At 36.1% G+C, this 17,070-nt stretch carries 21 protein-coding genes; 10 read left to right on the top strand and 11 right to left on the bottom strand.

What is annotated here, in order from left to right:
* Positions 1 to 7: 7 nt before the first annotated feature.
* Both putP and ybeY read left to right on the top strand, forming a co-directional pair.
* The gene (gene putP / locus CHELV3228_RS00510) at positions 8 to 1,489 is read left to right on the top strand and encodes a sodium/proline symporter PutP (RefSeq protein WP_082199048.1); all 1,482 of its coding nucleotides are present in this window, start codon (positions 8 to 10) and stop codon (positions 1,487 to 1,489) included.
* 77 nt (positions 1,490 to 1,566) lie between these two features.
* Positions 1,567 to 1,974 (top strand): rRNA maturation RNase YbeY, encoded by a 408-nt coding sequence (gene ybeY / locus CHELV3228_RS00505; RefSeq protein WP_082199047.1) that lies wholly within the window; start codon positions 1,567 to 1,569, stop codon positions 1,972 to 1,974.
* On the opposite strand, the gene CHELV3228_RS00500 is transcribed toward ybeY, so the two are convergent.
* The 5 genes from CHELV3228_RS00500 to recA all read right to left on the bottom strand — a co-directional run bounded on the left by CHELV3228_RS00500 (position 1,949) and on the right by recA (position 5,983).
* Positions 1,949 to 2,824, bottom strand: coding sequence for a DNA ligase (locus tag CHELV3228_RS00500; protein ID WP_082199046.1), 876 nt, complete (start codon positions 2,822 to 2,824; stop codon positions 1,949 to 1,951). The genes ybeY and CHELV3228_RS00500 overlap by 26 nt on opposite strands.
* On the bottom strand, positions 2,799 to 3,452 hold the full coding sequence (cgpA, locus tag CHELV3228_RS00495; RefSeq protein ID WP_082199045.1) for a glycoprotein CgpA: 654 nt from the start codon (positions 3,450 to 3,452) through the stop codon (positions 2,799 to 2,801). The genes CHELV3228_RS00500 and cgpA overlap by 26 nt, the downstream gene beginning before the upstream one ends.
* Entirely contained in the window at positions 3,439 to 3,645 is a 207-nt protein-coding gene (locus CHELV3228_RS00490; RefSeq protein WP_082199044.1) for a hypothetical protein, read from the bottom strand. The genes cgpA and CHELV3228_RS00490 overlap by 14 nt, the downstream gene beginning before the upstream one ends.
* A 65-nt stretch (positions 3,646 to 3,710) precedes the next feature.
* Positions 3,711 to 4,955 (bottom strand): phosphopyruvate hydratase, encoded by a 1,245-nt coding sequence (gene eno, locus CHELV3228_RS00485; RefSeq protein WP_082199043.1) that lies wholly within the window; start codon positions 4,953 to 4,955, stop codon positions 3,711 to 3,713.
* The gene (gene recA / locus CHELV3228_RS00480; RefSeq protein WP_082199042.1) at positions 4,955 to 5,983 is read right to left on the bottom strand and encodes a recombinase RecA; all 1,029 of its coding nucleotides are present in this window, start codon (positions 5,981 to 5,983) and stop codon (positions 4,955 to 4,957) included. Before recA ends, eno begins: the two co-directional genes overlap by 1 nt.
* Positions 5,984 to 6,073: 90 nt before the next feature.
* Between recA and CHELV3228_RS00475 the strand changes: the two genes are divergently transcribed.
* From CHELV3228_RS00475 to CHELV3228_RS00440, 8 genes are all read left to right on the top strand, one after another.
* On the top strand, positions 6,074 to 6,931 hold the full coding sequence (locus tag CHELV3228_RS00475; protein WP_082199041.1) for a menaquinone biosynthesis family protein: 858 nt from the start codon (positions 6,074 to 6,076) through the stop codon (positions 6,929 to 6,931).
* Between the two features lie 9 nt (positions 6,932 to 6,940).
* Positions 6,941 to 7,210, top strand: coding sequence for a flagellar biosynthesis protein FliQ (gene fliQ / locus CHELV3228_RS00470; RefSeq protein WP_082199040.1), 270 nt, complete (start codon positions 6,941 to 6,943; stop codon positions 7,208 to 7,210).
* Entirely contained in the window at positions 7,207 to 7,983 is a 777-nt protein-coding gene (locus tag CHELV3228_RS00465; RefSeq protein WP_082199039.1) for a UDP-N-acetylmuramate dehydrogenase, read from the top strand. The genes fliQ and CHELV3228_RS00465 overlap by 4 nt, the downstream gene beginning before the upstream one ends.
* A 36-nt stretch (positions 7,984 to 8,019) precedes the next feature.
* Complete coding sequence (locus CHELV3228_RS00460) at positions 8,020 to 8,856, top strand: biotin synthase (RefSeq protein WP_082199038.1); 837 nt, start codon at positions 8,020 to 8,022, stop codon at positions 8,854 to 8,856.
* Positions 8,837 to 10,012, top strand: a complete 1,176-nt coding sequence (locus CHELV3228_RS00455; protein WP_082199037.1) for a cation:proton antiporter — start codon at positions 8,837 to 8,839, stop codon at positions 10,010 to 10,012. The genes CHELV3228_RS00460 and CHELV3228_RS00455 overlap by 20 nt, the downstream gene beginning before the upstream one ends.
* A gap of 126 nt (positions 10,013 to 10,138) precedes the next feature.
* Positions 10,139 to 11,404, top strand: a complete 1,266-nt coding sequence (locus CHELV3228_RS00450) for a citrate synthase (RefSeq protein WP_082199036.1) — start codon at positions 10,139 to 10,141, stop codon at positions 11,402 to 11,404.
* Positions 11,401 to 12,165 (top strand): 3'(2'),5'-bisphosphate nucleotidase CysQ family protein, encoded by a 765-nt coding sequence (locus tag CHELV3228_RS00445; protein WP_082199035.1) that lies wholly within the window; start codon positions 11,401 to 11,403, stop codon positions 12,163 to 12,165. The genes CHELV3228_RS00450 and CHELV3228_RS00445 overlap by 4 nt, the downstream gene beginning before the upstream one ends.
* Positions 12,166 to 12,201: 36 nt before the next feature.
* Positions 12,202 to 12,945: a hypothetical protein gene (locus CHELV3228_RS00440; RefSeq protein ID WP_082199034.1), complete on the top strand. Its 744-nt coding sequence runs from the start codon at positions 12,202 to 12,204 to the stop codon at positions 12,943 to 12,945.
* Here CHELV3228_RS00440 and CHELV3228_RS00435 read toward each other — a convergent pair whose 3' ends face one another.
* From CHELV3228_RS00435 to CHELV3228_RS00410, 6 genes are read right to left on the bottom strand one after another with little or no spacing between them, the layout of a single operon-like run.
* On the bottom strand, positions 12,946 to 13,575 hold the full coding sequence (locus CHELV3228_RS00435; protein ID WP_082199033.1) for a hypothetical protein: 630 nt from the start codon (positions 13,573 to 13,575) through the stop codon (positions 12,946 to 12,948).
* 55 nt (positions 13,576 to 13,630) lie between these two features.
* On the bottom strand, positions 13,631 to 14,149 hold the full coding sequence (locus tag CHELV3228_RS00430) for a cysteine hydrolase family protein (RefSeq protein ID WP_082199032.1): 519 nt from the start codon (positions 14,147 to 14,149) through the stop codon (positions 13,631 to 13,633).
* Positions 14,146 to 14,898 carry a tRNA 2-thiocytidine biosynthesis TtcA family protein gene (locus CHELV3228_RS00425; RefSeq protein WP_082199031.1) on the bottom strand — a complete coding sequence of 251 codons (753 nt, stop codon included), beginning with the start codon at positions 14,896 to 14,898 and terminating at the stop codon, positions 14,146 to 14,148. The genes CHELV3228_RS00430 and CHELV3228_RS00425 overlap by 4 nt, the downstream gene beginning before the upstream one ends.
* Entirely contained in the window at positions 14,895 to 15,581 is a 687-nt protein-coding gene (locus tag CHELV3228_RS00420; protein ID WP_082199030.1) for a 5'-methylthioadenosine/adenosylhomocysteine nucleosidase, read from the bottom strand. The genes CHELV3228_RS00425 and CHELV3228_RS00420 overlap by 4 nt, the downstream gene beginning before the upstream one ends.
* Positions 15,578 to 16,501, bottom strand: coding sequence for an ACP S-malonyltransferase (fabD, locus tag CHELV3228_RS00415; RefSeq protein ID WP_082199029.1), 924 nt, complete (start codon positions 16,499 to 16,501; stop codon positions 15,578 to 15,580). The genes CHELV3228_RS00420 and fabD overlap by 4 nt, the downstream gene beginning before the upstream one ends.
* A complete protein-coding gene (locus tag CHELV3228_RS00410) occupies positions 16,498 to 17,061 on the bottom strand; it encodes an FKBP-type peptidyl-prolyl cis-trans isomerase (protein ID WP_082199028.1) in 564 nt (187 codons plus the stop codon). Before CHELV3228_RS00410 ends, fabD begins: the two co-directional genes overlap by 4 nt.
* Between the last annotated feature and the right edge of the window lie 9 nt (positions 17,062 to 17,070).

Here is a 17,070-nt window from a genome sequence, read left to right as displayed (position 1 = left end):
AGAGAAAATGGAAATTGTGCAAATTAATACAGAAATTGCTATCACTTTTATCGCCTATTCGGCACTGATGCTTTTCATAGGTTTTTACTTTTATAAGAAAAATAAAAATACAGAGGATTATTTCCTAGGGGGGCGCTCTCTAGGTCCTGTGGTCTCAGCTCTTTCTGCTGGGGCGAGCGATATGAGCGGTTGGCTTTTGATGGGCTTACCGGGTGCTTTGTATGTGAGCGGCTTTGTGGAAAGCTACATTGCCATAGGACTGAGTATAGGGGCATTTTTAAACTGGATTTTTGTGGCAAAAAGACTTAGAATTTATACAAGTGTGATTGCTAATAGTATTACAATTCCAGATTATTTTGAAACGCGTTTTGATGATGATAAGCATATTTTGCGTATCGTGTGTGCGATAGTAATTTTAGTATTTTTTACCTTTTATGTTTCTTCTGGACTTGTAGGTGGAGCGAAATTATTTGAAAGCACTTTTGGCATTGACTACACCCACGCACTTACCACAGGCACATTTATCATCGTGCTTTATACTTTTTTAGGCGGATATAAGGCGGTATGCTGGACGGATATGATTCAAGGGCTTTTAATGATGAGCGCATTAATTGTCGTGCCTTTGGTAATGCTTTCAAATCTAGGTGGCTATGAAGCCGCTATAAACATCGTGAGCGAAATCAAACCGCAAAATTTATCTATGGGCGAGGGAATTTCTGCTATCTCTATCATCTCAGCTCTTGCTTGGGGGCTTGGGTATTTTGGACAGCCTCACATTCTAGTGCGCTTTATGTCTATCCGCTCTACAAAAGATATACCAACGGCGACTTTTGTGGGGATTTCTTGGATGGTGATTTCTCTTATAGGGGCTTGTTTTATAGGGATTTTGGGGATAGCATATGTGCATAAATTTAATTTAAATTTGCAAGACCCTGAAAAAATATTTATCGTTATGAGTCAATTATTATTTAATCCTTGGATAGCTGGAATTTTACTAAGTGCAATTTTAGCCGCAATTATGAGTACAGCGAGTTCGCAGCTTTTAGTTTCTAGCTCAACTTTGGCGGAAGATTTTTACCGCCGCATTTTCAAACAAGATGCAAGTTCGCAAATGGTAATGAAACTAGGTAGGATAGGCGTTTTACTTGTAGCCCTTATCGCTTTTCTTATTTCAACAGACAAAAATTCAAGCGTTTTAAGCATCGTTGCTTATGCGTGGGCTGGATTTGGAGCGAGTTTTGGCTCTGTAATGCTCTTTTCGCTCTTTTGGAGTAGAATGACGCGTTTAGGAGCAATCGCAGGTATGATTACAGGGGCGGTCGTAGTGGTTGCTTGGAAGAACTATCTAGCAGCAGCTTTGGGCTTCCCTATCTATGAAATCGTGCCGGGTTTTGTGTGTGCAAGTCTTGTTATCATTATAGTAAGCTTAATGTCTCAGGTGCGTTCTGGCACTCAAAAAGCTTATGAAACTATGCTGAAAAATCTTTAATTTAAGGGCTTTTATAAGCCCTTATCAATTTATCTTGTAAAAAATATATAATAACACCCAAATTTCAAGGATTTCAAATGATACTATGTGAAGAAGAATGTGAATTTTTACAAAATATCGCAAATTTCTTAAGCCCTAAAGATGTTGAACTTATCTTTGTGGAAGATGAAGAAATGAAAGAGCTTAATCTTAAACATAGAGGCAAAAACAAAAGCACAGATGTGCTATCTTTCCCCCTTGAAGCTGTAAATTCCGCTCTCCCACTTGGTAGCATAGTTATCAACAAAACTCTAGCACAAGAAAAAGCCAAAGAGCTTCATCATAGTCTAGATGAGGAAATTGCTTTACTTTTTATCCACGCAATGCTACATTTACTAGGATTTGACCACGAAGTAGATAAAGGTGAAATGCGTCAAAAAGAAGAAGAGCTCATACGCCTCTTTAAACTTCCCCAAAGTCTCATTGTAAGGACTGAGGCTCTCTAATGCGTAAAAATACAGGGAAGCGCGGCAAATTATTTTTCGTTAGTCCGCTAAATTTATAAGTGATGGTGGCATTCACCTCTGGGGGATTTGCCCTATCTTTATCCTTTAAGCCTGAGCCGATTTTGATGATTTTACCATTTGGCATTTGACAAAGTAAAGCACCGACCTTGCCTTCAAATTTCCCCTTGCCTTGCGTATATCCTACAACTTTACATTCCGCATCTTCATAGGGCTTGAGCTTAAAGGCATTATAACTGCGTCCTTTTTCATAAGGGGCATTATTTTTTCTAATAACAACCCCTTCTCCACCCTCTTTAAGCACTTTTTGATAAAATTCCTCCAAATTTTTTTGACTTTTAATTTCAAAATGAGGAATAATTTTTATGTAAGGATTTGGATATTTTTCTAAATACTTCTCTAAAACACGCAGTCTATTTTCAAGAGAGCAAGGATAAAGCTTAAATTCCTCACAAGCCTCTGGCACATCAAAGACATTGTAGCTTACCTTTTTCCAAAGTAAATTTTCCTCATCATCTTTTCGAATTAAAGCAGAAATCGCATCAAAAGAATTTTTACCCAAATAAAGCTCCCCATCAAGCGCAAAAGGAGGCAAATTTTTTCTAAAATATTCAGGGCTTTTTATGGGGTGATTTTTCCTGCTTTTAAAATCCTTCCCATCCCAAATTCCTCGCACTCCGTCAAGCTTCTCGCTCATTAAATATGTGCTTAAATTAACATCCTTAAAATGCTTTGGCTCAAATTTATTAAGCAAAAGCACCTCATCCGCTAAGGCAAAATAAGCCAAAAAAGCAAGAGTAAAAATTTTATAAAACAAAGATTGTGTAGCCACTCGCGTCTTTTTCTATTTTGTAATTATACTTACCATCTAAATATAATACTAAACGATAGTACCCCTTATGTGAGCCAAAATCCAATCTTTTAAAAAAAGAATTTTTTATCCTTACGATTTTGCTAGGACTTATTTGTTCTGATTTAAAGTCCATTACGATTTTGCTAGGATTGCCTATAGAAAAATCGGACATCAACTCGTCATTTGCATTGAGACGAATTTTATTTTTATAAATACTATAAGTTAAAAGCTTATCTATGCTTCCGCTTTGAATTGGAAGCTCTACCTCCATAGAAAGATTTGCATCTGCACTTCCCTTAGGTATGGTGACAGAAACATCTAAAATTTTAGATGGCTCGGGACTTTTAGAACGCATTATGGTGTAGGTATCGTGCCAATCTATGCTTTTATTAACATCTAGCACAAGGGTATCTTCTGTGCCGTCTAAATTAATATAATTAAAGCTGATACTTTTTAAAATTCTTGCATTAGAATTAAATTTCGCATCACCCCTTACAAAAGGTGCTGGAGTTACAATACTAGCATTTTGTTCGCCACCGAAAGGATTTTCATTTGCATAAATAAAGCCGAAAATCAAAAAAAACAAAATCCACTTATTTTTTTTCATCAGGGTAAAGTCCTTGTAATTCAAAATATTCTTTTTGTGCTTTAGCATTTTGCTCCTTAAGTAGTAAAATTTGCTTGTTTAATTGCCCTTTCATAGCCTCTAAAGAAAGCATAGTGTCTAACGAATACTGCCCAAAGAACATATTGCCAAAATAAATCGCCCCAACAATCACAATCAAAGCAAGAAAGCACATTTTAAGAATTTGCGCATAAAAACCTTTTTTCTTGGTGCTTTCATCATACTCTTTAAGTAAATCGCTCAGAGTCCCTCTCCTAAATACTCATCATTTTCAAGCTCAATTTCAAGCAGTCTATTATACTTAGCCGTCCTATCCGCACGAGCTGGAGCGCCTGTTTTAATTTGCCCCGTATTTAAAGCCACAGCAAAATCCGCAATGAAAGCATCCTCACTCTCACCAGAGCGGTGCGACATTATGCACTTATAATTATTTCTTTGCGCTAAACGCACGGTTCGCATTGTTTGGGTTAATGTGCCTATTTGATTAGGTTTGATTAAAATAGCATTTGCCATTTTTTTCTCTATGCCCTCTTTTAAAATTTCTTCATTTGTTACAAACAAATCATCACCCACAAGCTGAATTTTACTTCCTAAAGTTTCAGTAAGCTTTATCCAACCCTCAAAATCATTCTCCGCCAAGCCATCTTCAATACTACAAATTGGATACTTTGCACAAAGCTCTACATATCTTGCAATCAGCTCTTCACTCGTAAAAGTTCTATTTTCCAAATGATACTTGCCATCTTTATAAAATTCTGTGCTAGCAACATCTAGGGCGATTTTAATTTGCTTTTCATAACCCGCTTTTTTAATGCAAGTCATCAAAAACTCAATCGGCTCAGTATTATTTGCTAAATTTGGCGCAAAACCACCCTCATCACCTAAGGCAGTAGGGTGTCCGTTGTTTGCCAATTCCTTTTTTAAGACCGCATAAATTTCACAAACAGCCCTCAAACCCTCTTTAAAGCTGACAAAACCATAAGGCATAATCATATATTCTTGAAAATCAACGCTATTATTTGCGTGTGCGCCACCATTAATGATATTACACATAGGCACAGGCAAAACACTCGCATTTGCCCCACCTAAATAACGATAAAGTGGCATTCCAAGTGCATTTGCCACCGCCCTCGCATTTGCCATAGAAACACCCAAAGTCGCATTAGCACCAAGTTTAGAATAATTTTTCGTTCCATCAAGCTCACGCAAAACCTCATCAAGCTGAATTTGATTAAAAGCGTCAAGCCCCGTAATTTCATCTGCTATGCTCTCATTAATGTTAGAAATAGCCTTTAAAACACCCTTTCCGCCAAATCTAGCCTCCCCATCTCTAAGCTCCAAAGCCTCTTTAGAACCCGTGCTAGCACCACTTGGAACTATGGCAGAGCCTAAGCTACCATCACTTAAAATAACCTCCGCTTTTACGCTAGGATTACCCCTACTATCTAAAACCTCGTAAGCTCTTACATCTTCAATAACTAACATTATTCTTCCTCCTCTTCACCACTATCACTCATCACACCCTCTATACCCATAGAATTTTGTATAGCTTTGGTGATTTCATCAGCAATTTCTGGATTTTCTTTTAGAAAAGCCTTAGAATTTTCTCTACCTTGTCCTAGTTTTTTATCTTTATAAGAAAACCACGCTCCACTTTTATCGACAATGTCAAGCTTAACCCCATAGTCGATTAACTCGCCCTCGCGACTAAGTCCTTCTCCATACATCACATCAAATTCAGCCACTCTAAAAGGAGGAGCGACCTTATTTTTCACAACCTTAACTTTAACGCGGTTACCAATAGGCTCTTCATTTTGCTTAAGTGTGGCAACTTTTCTCACATCAAGACGCACAGAAGCATAAAATTTAAGCGCATTCCCGCCCGTTGTCGTTTCGGGTGTGCCATAACCCATAGCACCGATTTTCATACGAATTTGATTGATAAAAACAACCGTGGTATTCATTTTATGCACTATGCCCGTAAGCTTTCTTAAGGCTTGAGACATCAAACGCGCTTGAAGCCCCACATGCTGGTCTCCCATATCTCCGTCAATTTCTGCCTTTGGTGTCAGTGCTGCCACACTATCAACGACAATTAAATCAATCGCCCCACTTCTAGCTATGGTTTCTACAATCTCCAAAGCTTGCTCACCAAAATCAGGCTGAGAAATGTAAAGATTATCCGTATCCACACCCAAATTTTTAGCATATTTTACATCTAAAGCGTGCTCAGCATCAATAAACGCACAAACACCCCCAGCCTTTTGACATTCTGCAATAATGTGAAGTGTCAGCGTTGTCTTACCTGAGCTTTCAGGTCCATAAATTTCTATAATTCTACCCTTAGGAACACCCCCTATACCTAAAGCCAAATCAAGCCCAACAGAACCAGTGCCTATACTATCAATTTGCTCAACTTCCTTATCGCCAAGCCTTAAAATCGTGCCTTTTCCAAAAGCCTTATCAAGACTTTTTAAAGCGGCGTCTAAAGATTTTTTCTTATTATCATCCATTATAATCCTTAAAATTTAAAAAATATGGTTAGAATTCTAACCAAATAAAAATAATAATTTATTGCCAAATCAAAATATAGGAAAAAATTTATGAAAGAAATTCACATAGCACATTCTCCAGATGCCGATGATATTTTTATGTATATGGCGATTAAATTTGGTTGGATTGGTGCTTTTACTTACCATAATCAAGCCCTAGATATCCAAACCCTTAATAATTTAGCCTTAAAAAATGAATTTGACGCCACAGCCATTTCTTTTGCACTTTATCCGCTCATCGCAAAAGATTATGCTCTTTTACGCACAGCTGTAAGCTTTGGTGAGGGTTATGGACCTAAACTCATCAAAAAAAAAGATAAAGTTTTAAAACGCAATTTTAAAGTCGCCCTAAGTGGTGCAAATACAACAAATGCTCTTATTTTTCGCATTAAATACCCAGAAGCAAGAATTATTTATAAAAATTTCCTAGAAATAGAAAAAGCCGTGCTAGAAAATGAAGTCGATGCAGGGGTTTTAATCCACGAAAGCATTTTAGAATTTAATGAAAGCTTATGTGTTGAAGCAGAACTTTGGGATATTTGGCTAGAACTTACTAAAGAAAATTTGCCCCTGCCTCTTGGTGGAATGGCACTTAGACGCTCCCTTCCTTTAAGCGATGCGATTAAGATAGAAAAAGATTTAACAAAAGCTGTTTTTTTAGCACATCATAATCGCTCCATCTTAGCACCAATGCTTATGGAAAGAGGCTTAATCCGCGTAGATGAGGCTAAACTTGACACTTATTTAAACCTCTACGCAAATAAAAATTCCATTTCGATGAGCGAAATACAGTTGCAAGCTCTAGATATGCTCTTTAAGCTGGGTTATGATTATAAATTTTATGATAAAATCCTAAAAGCAAATGACTATCTTATCCCTAGTGAGTATGAAGAAGCTAGGAATTTATAAAGGAAAAGTATGGAAGAAAGCACCCTTGTGGCACTTGGCGTAGCAACTTTTAAGGTAACGCTTTTGCTTTCCTTACCTATGCTTTTAGCGGGACTTATTGCGGGACTTATCATTAGCATTTTCCAAGCAACAACACAGATAAACGAAATGACTCTTTCTTTCGTTCCTAAAATCATTTTAGTTGTCGTTGTTATCATCTTTTTAATGCCTTGGATGACCTCAACGATGATTGATTTTACTGAGAATATACTCAATCAAATTCCAACTTTCATTAAATGATAATTGATTTTAAAAAATATTCCTCAGTGCGTATAGGAAGCGTGTTTGAAGTCGAGCTTTTGGATAGCGTGGCGGAATTTGATGGCTTCCTTATAGGCGGGGCAAATAATCTTTTAATCAGCGATACACCTAAAAAAATGGGCATTTTAAGCGATAAATTTGACTTCATTAAAATCCTTGATAAAAATACCGAATTTATCACGCTTCAAATCGGCTGCGCAACAAAATCAAGCACGATGTATCAGTTTGCAAAACAACACAACTTAAAAGGTTTTGAATTTTTAACCAAAATCCCGGGCAAACTCGGGGGACTTTTAAAAATGAATGCGGGACTTAAGGACTGCAATATCAGCACAAATTTAAGCAAAATTATGACAGCAAAAGGAGAGATAAAACGCGAAGATATCGCCTTTTCTTATCGCTTTTGTCCTTTAAATATGCCATTTTTTTGGGCGGAATTTAAGCTAAATTACGGCTTTGACACAGAAAAAGATGTGGCATTAAAACTTGCAAGAAATAATCAACCAAGTGGGGCAAGTTTTGGCTCTATTTTTAAAAATCCTAGTGGAGATTTTGCTGGGCGTTTAATCGAATCCGTTGGACTTAAGGGCTTTAGTAAAAATGACGCTAAACTAAGTGAAAAACACGCAAATTTTCTCATTAACAAAAAAAATGCCACCTTTGATGATGCAATTTTTCTTATCGAACTTGCGAGAAAAAGGGTTTTTGAGGAATTTGGCATAAAGCTTGAAAACGAGGTCATAATCCTTTAAAAAAATTTGCTACAATACGCCCAAAAAGGAGAAAATATGCAAATTATGCTTTGTGCGATTTGTAATATCGCTAGCGGAAATTGCTCTGAAGACTGCAAATATTGCACCCAAAGTGCCTTTGTAAAAACTAATATCCAAAAATATCGCCGCAAAGAAATCGACCAAATTGTTCTAGAAGCCAAAATGGCTAAAAAAAATGAAGCTCTGGGCTTTTGCCTTGTTACAGCGGGGCTTGGACTTGATGATGAAAAACTTGAATATGTATGCGAAGCGGCTTTTGCTGTAAAAAAAGCCGAGCCAAATTTGCTTTTAATCGCTTGTAATGGCAAAGCGAGTTTAGAGCAACTTAAAGAACTTAAAAAGGCAGGAATTTTCTCTTATAATCATAACCTTGAAACTTCACGCGAATTTTTTCCACAAATTTGCACCACGCACACTTGGGAAAGTCGCCTTGAAACAAATTTAAACGCTAAAGAGGCTGGACTTATGCTTTGTTGTGGTGGAATTTATGGAATGGGAGAGAGTGAAGAAGATAGAATGAGTTTTAGAAAATCTTTAAAAGAGCTTGAGCCTTTCTCAAGTCCCATTAATTTTTTCATCGCAAATGAAAATTTAAATTTAAAAGTGCCAAAATTAAGTGCCGATGAAGCCTTGCAAATCATAAAAGATAGCAAAAAGGCTCTGCCAAATTCTGTTTTGATGGTAGCTGGGGGGCGTGAAGTGGTGCTTGGAAATAGACAATATGAAATTTTTGAAGCTGGGGCGGGGGCTATTGTGGTGGGTGATTATCTTACCACACGAGGAGAAGAGCCTAGTAAGGATATTTTAAAGCTTAAAGAAATGGGATTTAGTTTTGCATCCGAGTGTCATTGACCCGCAAAATCTTATCGACCTTAAAATTCTCATTATTATTGCTGTTTGTTTGCTTTTATCGCCACATATAGCCAAATTTCTTCGCTTAAGTCTTTCGGCAACTGAAATTATGCTTGGGGCTTTGGTGGCATACTTTGGACTCGTTGGAGAAAGTGGAAATTTTAAGCTTTTGGCTAACATAGGCTTTGCTTATCTTATGTTTATCGCGGGTATGGAGGTAAATTTACACAATTTTTTTAGTATGGATAAAAAACTCGCACAAAAAAGTTTTTTATATATCCTCTTGCTTTACACACTTTCTTCTTTGTTAGTATGGACTTTTGGACTGCATTATATCTTCATCTTAATTATTCCCGTAATGAGTGTGGGACTTTTGTCAATGCTCTATAAAGATTTTGGTAGAGAATGCTACTGGCTTAATGTTTCTATGCTTGTTGCTACCTTAGCCGAAGTTGTATCCATAGTGCTTTTAACGCTGGTTGGAGCATTTTTAAATGAAGAAACAAGTGCGCTTGATGTAGCTAAAAGTGTGCTTTATCTTAATCTTTTCCTCGCACTTTGCATTATAGGCTTTAAACTGCTTAAAGTGCTATTTTGGTGGTATCCTCAGCTTCAAACTCTGCTAATGCCCTGGGACGATAAAAATGAAAAAGATATAAGATTTTGTGTTGCAATTTTTATCTTTATCGTAGTAACTATGATGATAACAAAGCTTGAAGTTGTTTTAGGTGCTTTTATCGCTGGTTCTTTCATCTCCACTTTTTTTAATCACAAAAAGGATTTGGAGCATAAACTTTCAAGTTTTGGCTATGGATTTTTAATCCCCATTTTTTTCCTCTACATCGGCACAACCTTTGACCTCTCTTTGCTTTTAAATTATGAGGTTGTTTTACAGGCATTCTTTTTAATGTTTTCAATGGTAATTTTAAGGATAATAAGCGCTCTCATTTTTTACAAAAAAATCGGCTTTAAAAATATGCTGCTCTTTGCTTTAAGTCATTCTATGCCTCTTACCTTGCTTATTGCCACAGCCACACTTTCTTACTCTGCCAAGCTCATCACGCCAAATCTTTACTCAGCTCTAATTCTAACAGCATTTTTAGAAGCCGTTTTAATTATGAGTATGATTAAATTTCTCTCAAATTCCTACAAATAATTTTAAAAAAATTGTTACTTTCTTACTCAAATAAAAATAAATATTTTGTAAATTATTTTTTAAAAAGCTTTAAATTTTTCTTATTTGTTACAATAATAAAAACAAACTAAAACAAAAGGACAACAAATGTCAAACACAATGACCCTAACCGACAATAGAAATGGCAAAAGTTACGAACTTCCTATCTACGATGCAACCTTAGGTCCTAGTGTCGTTGATATATCAAGCTTTTATAAGCAAACGGGTATGTTTTGCTATGATGAGGGTTTGACTTCCACCGCGACCTGCAAATCAAAAATTACTTACATTGATGGAGAAAAAGGGATTTTGAAACATCGCGGTTATCCTATTGAATGGCTTGCAGAAAATAAGCTTTTTTTAGATGTTGTGCATCTTTTACTTTACAAAGAACTTCCAAGTGTGGAAAGATTAGAATCGTTTCGCTATGAGCTTAAAAAACGCTCTTTCATACACGAGGGTATGCACAAACTTTTTGACGCTTTTCCAAATAACGCACACCCTATGGCTGTTTTACAAGCAGGCGTTGCCTCGCTTTCTACTTTTTATCCCGACCATTTAAATATGGATGTTAAAGAGCAATATATGGAAATGGCTGCTAGAATTGTCGCTAAAATTCCAACCATAGTCGCTACGGCTTATCGCTATAAACACGGCTTTCCTATGGCTTATCCAAATTTAGATAGAGGCTTTACAGAAAATTTCTTGTATATGCTTCGCACCTATCCTTATGACCATGTTAAGCTTAAGCCTATCGAAGTTAAGGCGCTTGATACGGTATTTATGCTTCACGCGGACCACGAGCAAAATGCCTCTACTTCAACCGTTCGTGCAGTAGGCTCAACACACGCACACCCTTATGCTTGCATTAGTGCTGGCATCGGCGCACTTTGGGGACACGCACACGGAGGGGCAAATGAGGGCGTTATCCGTATGCTTGAAACCATAGGCACGGTTGATAAAGTCAATGAATTTATCAAAAGAGCAAAAGATAAAAATGACCCATTTAGACTTATGGGCTTTGGACACAGAGTTTATAAGAATTTCGACCCTCGTGCTAAGGTGCTTAAAAAATTAAGAGACCAGCTCATCGATGAAATCGGCATAGATACCAACCTCATCAAAGTTGCTTCTAGGATAGAGGAAATCGCTCTGCAAGATGATTATTTTGTGCAGAGAAATCTTTACCCAAATGTTGATTTTCACAGCGGCTTGATTTTAAAAGCATTGGGGATTCCAAATGAAATGTTTGCCACACTTTTTGTGATTGGAAGAACGCCGGGCTGGATAGCACAATGGATAGAGCAAAAAGAACAAGATAGCCTTAAAATCGTGCGTCCAAGACAACTTTACCTAGGTGAAGTAGAAAAATGAATTTAGACGCCTATCTCAATCTCGCTTTAGATGCTGCAGAAAAAGCGTCTAAAGCCATATTAAAAGAAAAAGAAAACCTTAAAATTTTATCCAAAGAAGACGGCACGGCACTCACTTCAGCCGACATAGCCTCAAATGAAATTCTTAGCGAAATGCTTTCAAAATCAGATTTTAAAATACTATCGGAAGAAAAAATTTTAAGCTATGAAGAAAGAAAAAATTTGGAATATTTTTGGCTCATCGACCCCCTTGATGGCACAAAAGGCTTTATAAAAGGACAAGATGAATACTGCATAATGATAAGTTTAATCCACCAAAAACGCCCTATCTTAGCACTTATCAAAAGTCCCGAAAAAGATGAAATTTTCTACGCTCACAAAGAAAGTAAAGTTTATAAAAACTCAAATCCTCTTCAAAAAAATGAGGCTTTTTTTAAAGAAAATCAATATACGGCACTTCTAAGCATCAATCATCTTTGCAAAGAAGATGAAGAATTTGCTATTAAATACAAATTAAAGGCTCTAAATATAAGTTCGGGACTTAAATTTAGCGCACTTTTAGAGGGAAAAGCTGGAATTTACAGGCGTAAAGAAAATTTAAATATTTGGGATATCGCTGCTGGAGATTTCCTGCTGAATCAAAACGGAGGTTTTATGGGGAAATTTGACAACAATTTGCTTTCTTACAATGAGCAGAATTTAAGGGCGGATTACTTCATTGCTGTATCAAAGAAAGAATTTTTACAGGATTTTGATTATTAAATTACGCTATAATTTGAAAAACTATAAAGGAAAATTATGCGTTTATTTTTAGTACTTTTTATGATTGTTAATTTTTTACAAGCAGAGTTTTCACAAAAGCAAATTATCAAAATGCAAGAACAAGATAATTTTGAGCTTATCGATTTAAATCAAGAAGTTAAAAAAGAACATATAGACCAACAAAAAGCAGTATTTGACAGCTCCACCCTAAAACCTAAAGAAAAAAGTAGCGTAAGTAAAGATAGGACACTTGATTATGGTATTGTTTTTAGCTTTAACGAGAAATTTCACTATTTTTTAAATCGCTACAAAGTCAGCGCCAAAGACTTTTCTCACTCTTTTACGCAAAAAACTCTACGAAATTTGGAACTTAATTTTTTAAATGCTACCGCAAATGGTATTTATCAAAGCCAAAAAGTTTTGCGTGATTTTAGCCCTCAAAATGCAAAATTGGTCAATGTCGCACCTTTTTTAAAACACGAAAAAAATAAAGATAAAATTTACGCCCAGTTTATGGACTATCTCATTGTCATTAATCTAAATGAATTTTACATTAATCTTACAAATTATTTCATTGCTCAAAGCACAAGTGCTCACGCAAATATAAATCTAAAAATTGTCTCAAGTTCCAAAGGCTTAATCAAATCCAAAAATATCCACCTCAAACTCGCCTTAAATAATAATCAAGACGCTAAAAAAAACCTAGAAGAAGTATTAAACGAAATGCCCCAAATGTTGGCTGAAGTCATACAAAAAGAAACGAGAAATTTAAAAATCTAATCACCCCGCTCCAATAAAGTATTTCTCCACATCATCAAGCAACTTTTCACACACACGAGAATCTGTATTTTTTTCTACGACAAGATTAATGCAGGTTTTTGTATCTCTAAAACTTCCGGCAGATTTAGAATTTTCACGCGTCAATTTTTGATTTTCTTTTGTGTATTTAATGGTGATATTAAATTTCAAAGCTGCAGAAGTTTCACCCAAATTTGTCTCCACAACAACATTCATCTGGGAAGCTTTTGAAAGAGTAGCTTGAGTTTTAGAAATTATCTCTTTAAATCTTTGACATTGTCTAATAAGCGTTGAAATAAATTTATTATCCACACCCTCATAAGCAACTTTTAGCTTGTTTTTAATATCTTTAGTGCTTTCTTTTTCTGGTGCGACAAAAACCATATAAAAACCATTTTTAATTGGCACATTATCACTTTTTGCATCACGCCCACTTGACATAACTTTGACATAAATAGCATTATCCAAATACACCCTATCAACCATAGGTCCATAAATTTCATACTCTTTTTTACGCACGATAACTTCACGCGCTAGGACATTAAGCTTTACATTAGCTTCTTTGATGATGGGCTCCATTTCTTTTTTGATTTCCAAAAGCTCTCTTAACATCGCTATCCTTTTTTAATTAAAATGAGTATTATAACAACTTTTTCTTACAAAAAATTTACTCACCTACAAGCTTTACTCCGTAAGACTTTAAAAGCTCAAAGGCGTGATTTTCCAAAGCTTCATCAAAACTTGTAGTTGCATTTTTATGAAGAATTAAAGCAGCATTTGGCTTCGCACAAAAAGCTAGAATAACATTAAAAAATACACAGATATGTGATACAAGTCCGCAAAAATGAATTTCTTCATAATCGCTTTTTTCTATAAAATTTGCAAATTCTATGCTACCAAAAGTGTTTTTATGAAAAATTTTCTTTGCTTTTGATAAAAAAGGCGCAAATTCGCTGGGCATATCCCAACCTTTAGTGCCTTTAATGCAGTGCTTTATGGGCAAATTCTGCCCCTCCCTTGTCTGTAAATAATCCTCTAAATGCGTATCGTAAGTAATAAGCAAATCTCCCTCAAATTCGCTTAAAAGTTTCAAAATTTCACTTTTTAAGCTAATAGCCTTTTCAAAACCTAAACTTCCGTCAATAAAATCATTTTGATAATCCACCAAAACAAACGCTTTTTTCATCGTTCTTCCCAAAAAGTTTCACTATGTAAATTTGAAAATGCACTTTTAAGACTGATAAAAAGTTTAGGATGTTTGCTCTCAAGTTCATTCAAAAGAGCTTTTGCCTCTTCTCTTGCGTGAGGGAATTTAATATTTTTCTCGCTGAGTTTCATACCAGGGCAAAATTCATTACCTATAACCTCAAGTTCATTCATCAAAGCGTTGTCTCTTAGCTGTCTTTCACGCACAAATATCAAAGGGCGTATTATAACAACACCCCTTTTACTTTTATAAATCGGTGCAAGAGTTCTTAAAGCACCATTATGGATAAAATTCATAAAAAAGCTTTCGGCAGCGTCATCTAAATGATGCGCGATTGCAAGTTTATTAAACCCATTTTCAAGCGCATAAGTATATAAAGCTCCACGCCTCATACGCGAAAAATAACTACAAAAACTCGAATTTTCCCTAATAGTATCGCCAGAAATTTCATAGATATTGCTTTCAATCACACTATGCTTAATGCCGTGTTCCTCGCAGTGTGCGTGAAGTTTAGAATAATCCTCCCCCATACCATAACTTAAAGTCGCCGCCTCAAATTCAAATTTAAAAGGTGCGTGCATTTGCATACGCTTTAAAAGATGAGCTAAAGCTAAAGAGTCTTTACCTCCACTAAGTCCTAAAAGCACCCTATCATTATCTTCTATAAGTTTAAATTTTGCATTAGCCTGGGCAACTTGCCTTATGAGCTTTTTGCTGAGATTAATCATAATTTATCGCACATTTTAAGCACAAAATTAGCAGAAACTTTAGCAGAATTTACAACAAATTCATCAAAATCAAATTCTGCCTTTTCTCCAGCCTTATCACTCATCGCTCTTAAAATAAAACAAGGCACTTTTAAAGCATTGCATACAAGTGCCACACTTGCCCCCTCCATCTCACAAGCATCAGCATTAAAAATTTCTCTAATTTTTGCTTTTTTTGCTTCATCGCAAATAAATTCATCGCCCGTTGCGATAATCCCCTCTCTAAGTTTAACATTTAATTCCTTAGCCACCTCAAGAGCAAGAGCATTTAAACGCTCATCGGTCTTAATGAAAATTTCATTACCCGGCACAAAACCCAAAGGATGTCCAAAAGCAGTAATATCTAAGTCATATTGCACCAAACTTTTAGCATAAAGCAAATCACCGATTTCTAAGCTAGGATTAAAAGCCCCCGCTACACCTGTAAAAAGCAATGTTTGCGCACCATATCTTTCTATCATCACACTCGCACTTAGAGTGGAATTTACCTTGCCGATTTTAGAATAAGCCAAAATAAGTTTATGCTCTTTATAATCTGCAAAATAATATACATTGTTAGCATATTCTTCACTTCTATAATCTTTTAAAATCTCAAGTAAGGGCGCTATTTCTTCTTCCATTGCACCAAGTATTGCTATTTTCATTTTACAACCTTTAAAAATTCATCAATTTCATTTAAATTTGTCAAAGCATAGGTTTCTTTTGTGGTAATTTTTTTATTAAGTCCTTTTAAAACACTCGCACCCAATTCAACAAAAAAATCAACCTCATCTTGTGTGTTTTGGATACTTTGTTTATAAAGCACAGGGGAAACCAACTGAGCTTTTAATAAATTTAAAGCTTCACTTTTGCTTTCGTAGGGTTTAGCCGTAACATTTGAAAGCACTGGCAAAAAATTAGGCTTTACAATTCTTTCAAGCTCTTTACTAAGTTTATTTGATGCTTCACTTAAAAGCGGACAATGGCTTGCCACGCTCATATTTAAAAGCATAGCCCTCTTAGCTCCAGCCTCTTTAAATTTCATCTCATATTCCAACAAATGAGATTTCAAACCCGCCACAACAATTTGTCCATCACAATTATAATTTGCAGCAAAAATGCTCTTACCCTGCCCTTGTGCTTCATCACAAAGTGCCTCAACAACAGCATCTTTTAATCCCAAAATTACCATCATACCCGCTTCAATCCTAGCACAATCTTCTTGCATATAAATCCCACGCTTATGGACCAAAGTGATTGCTTCTAAAAATTCAAAAGCTCCATTAACAGCCAAAGCACTAAATTCACCTAAAGAATGTCCTAAAGCGATTTTATGATGAAATTCTGGCTCTCTTTCCAACAAAGCCACATAAGCCATCAAAGAAGTCAAAACAACAGCGGGTTGCGTAAATTCGCTTTTATTTAAGTCATCATTTTGTGTAAAAAGAAGGCGTTTAAAATCTATCTTGCTATATTCACTAGCTTCATCTAAAAGGGCTTTTGCCTTAAGAGAATTCTCATAAAAATCCTTTCCCATACCAAGACTTTGAGAGCCTTGACCTGGGAATATTAACGCATAACTCATCCGTGGCAACCACAACCGCCACCTCCGCCTCCGCAGCAGCCTCCGCCTCCATTGTGATGATGGTGATGTCCGCCACCTCCGCAACAACTATGACTTCCAGCTATAATACCCGTTAAAATTTCATCCTCACTCGCCTCTCTAGCATCGACTATGTTGAGAGAAAAAAGTAAATCCCTACCAGCATAAGGATGATTATAATCTATCGTAACTTCACTATCTCCTATCTCTTTCACACGAACACGCACGGTTTGTCCGTCTTCACCCTCGCCAAAAAGCTCCATATCGACTTTTAAATCTATACCAGCAAATTGCTCTTTAGGCAAAGTTTGTATCGCACTCTCATCATAATCGCCCAAAGCCCTATCCTTTTTAATAAGCACATCGGCATTTGAAGGGCAATCAAGCTTCATCACTTCCTCTTCCAAGCTATCTAAAATTTGTCCCTTTCCCACTATAAATGCAATGGGTTGAGCATTAATATTTGATTCTAAAATCTCATTTGTATTAGCATCTTTTAACTCATAAAACATTGACACTACACTATTTTTTTCTATAGCCATTATTTCTCC

This window comes from Campylobacter helveticus, assembly GCF_002080395.1.
In the GTDB taxonomy this organism is placed as follows: domain Bacteria; phylum Campylobacterota; class Campylobacteria; order Campylobacterales; family Campylobacteraceae; genus Campylobacter_D; species Campylobacter_D helveticus.
Note: the sequence above shows the minus strand (reverse complement) of the source record. Positions and strands in the feature narration are given on the sequence as shown.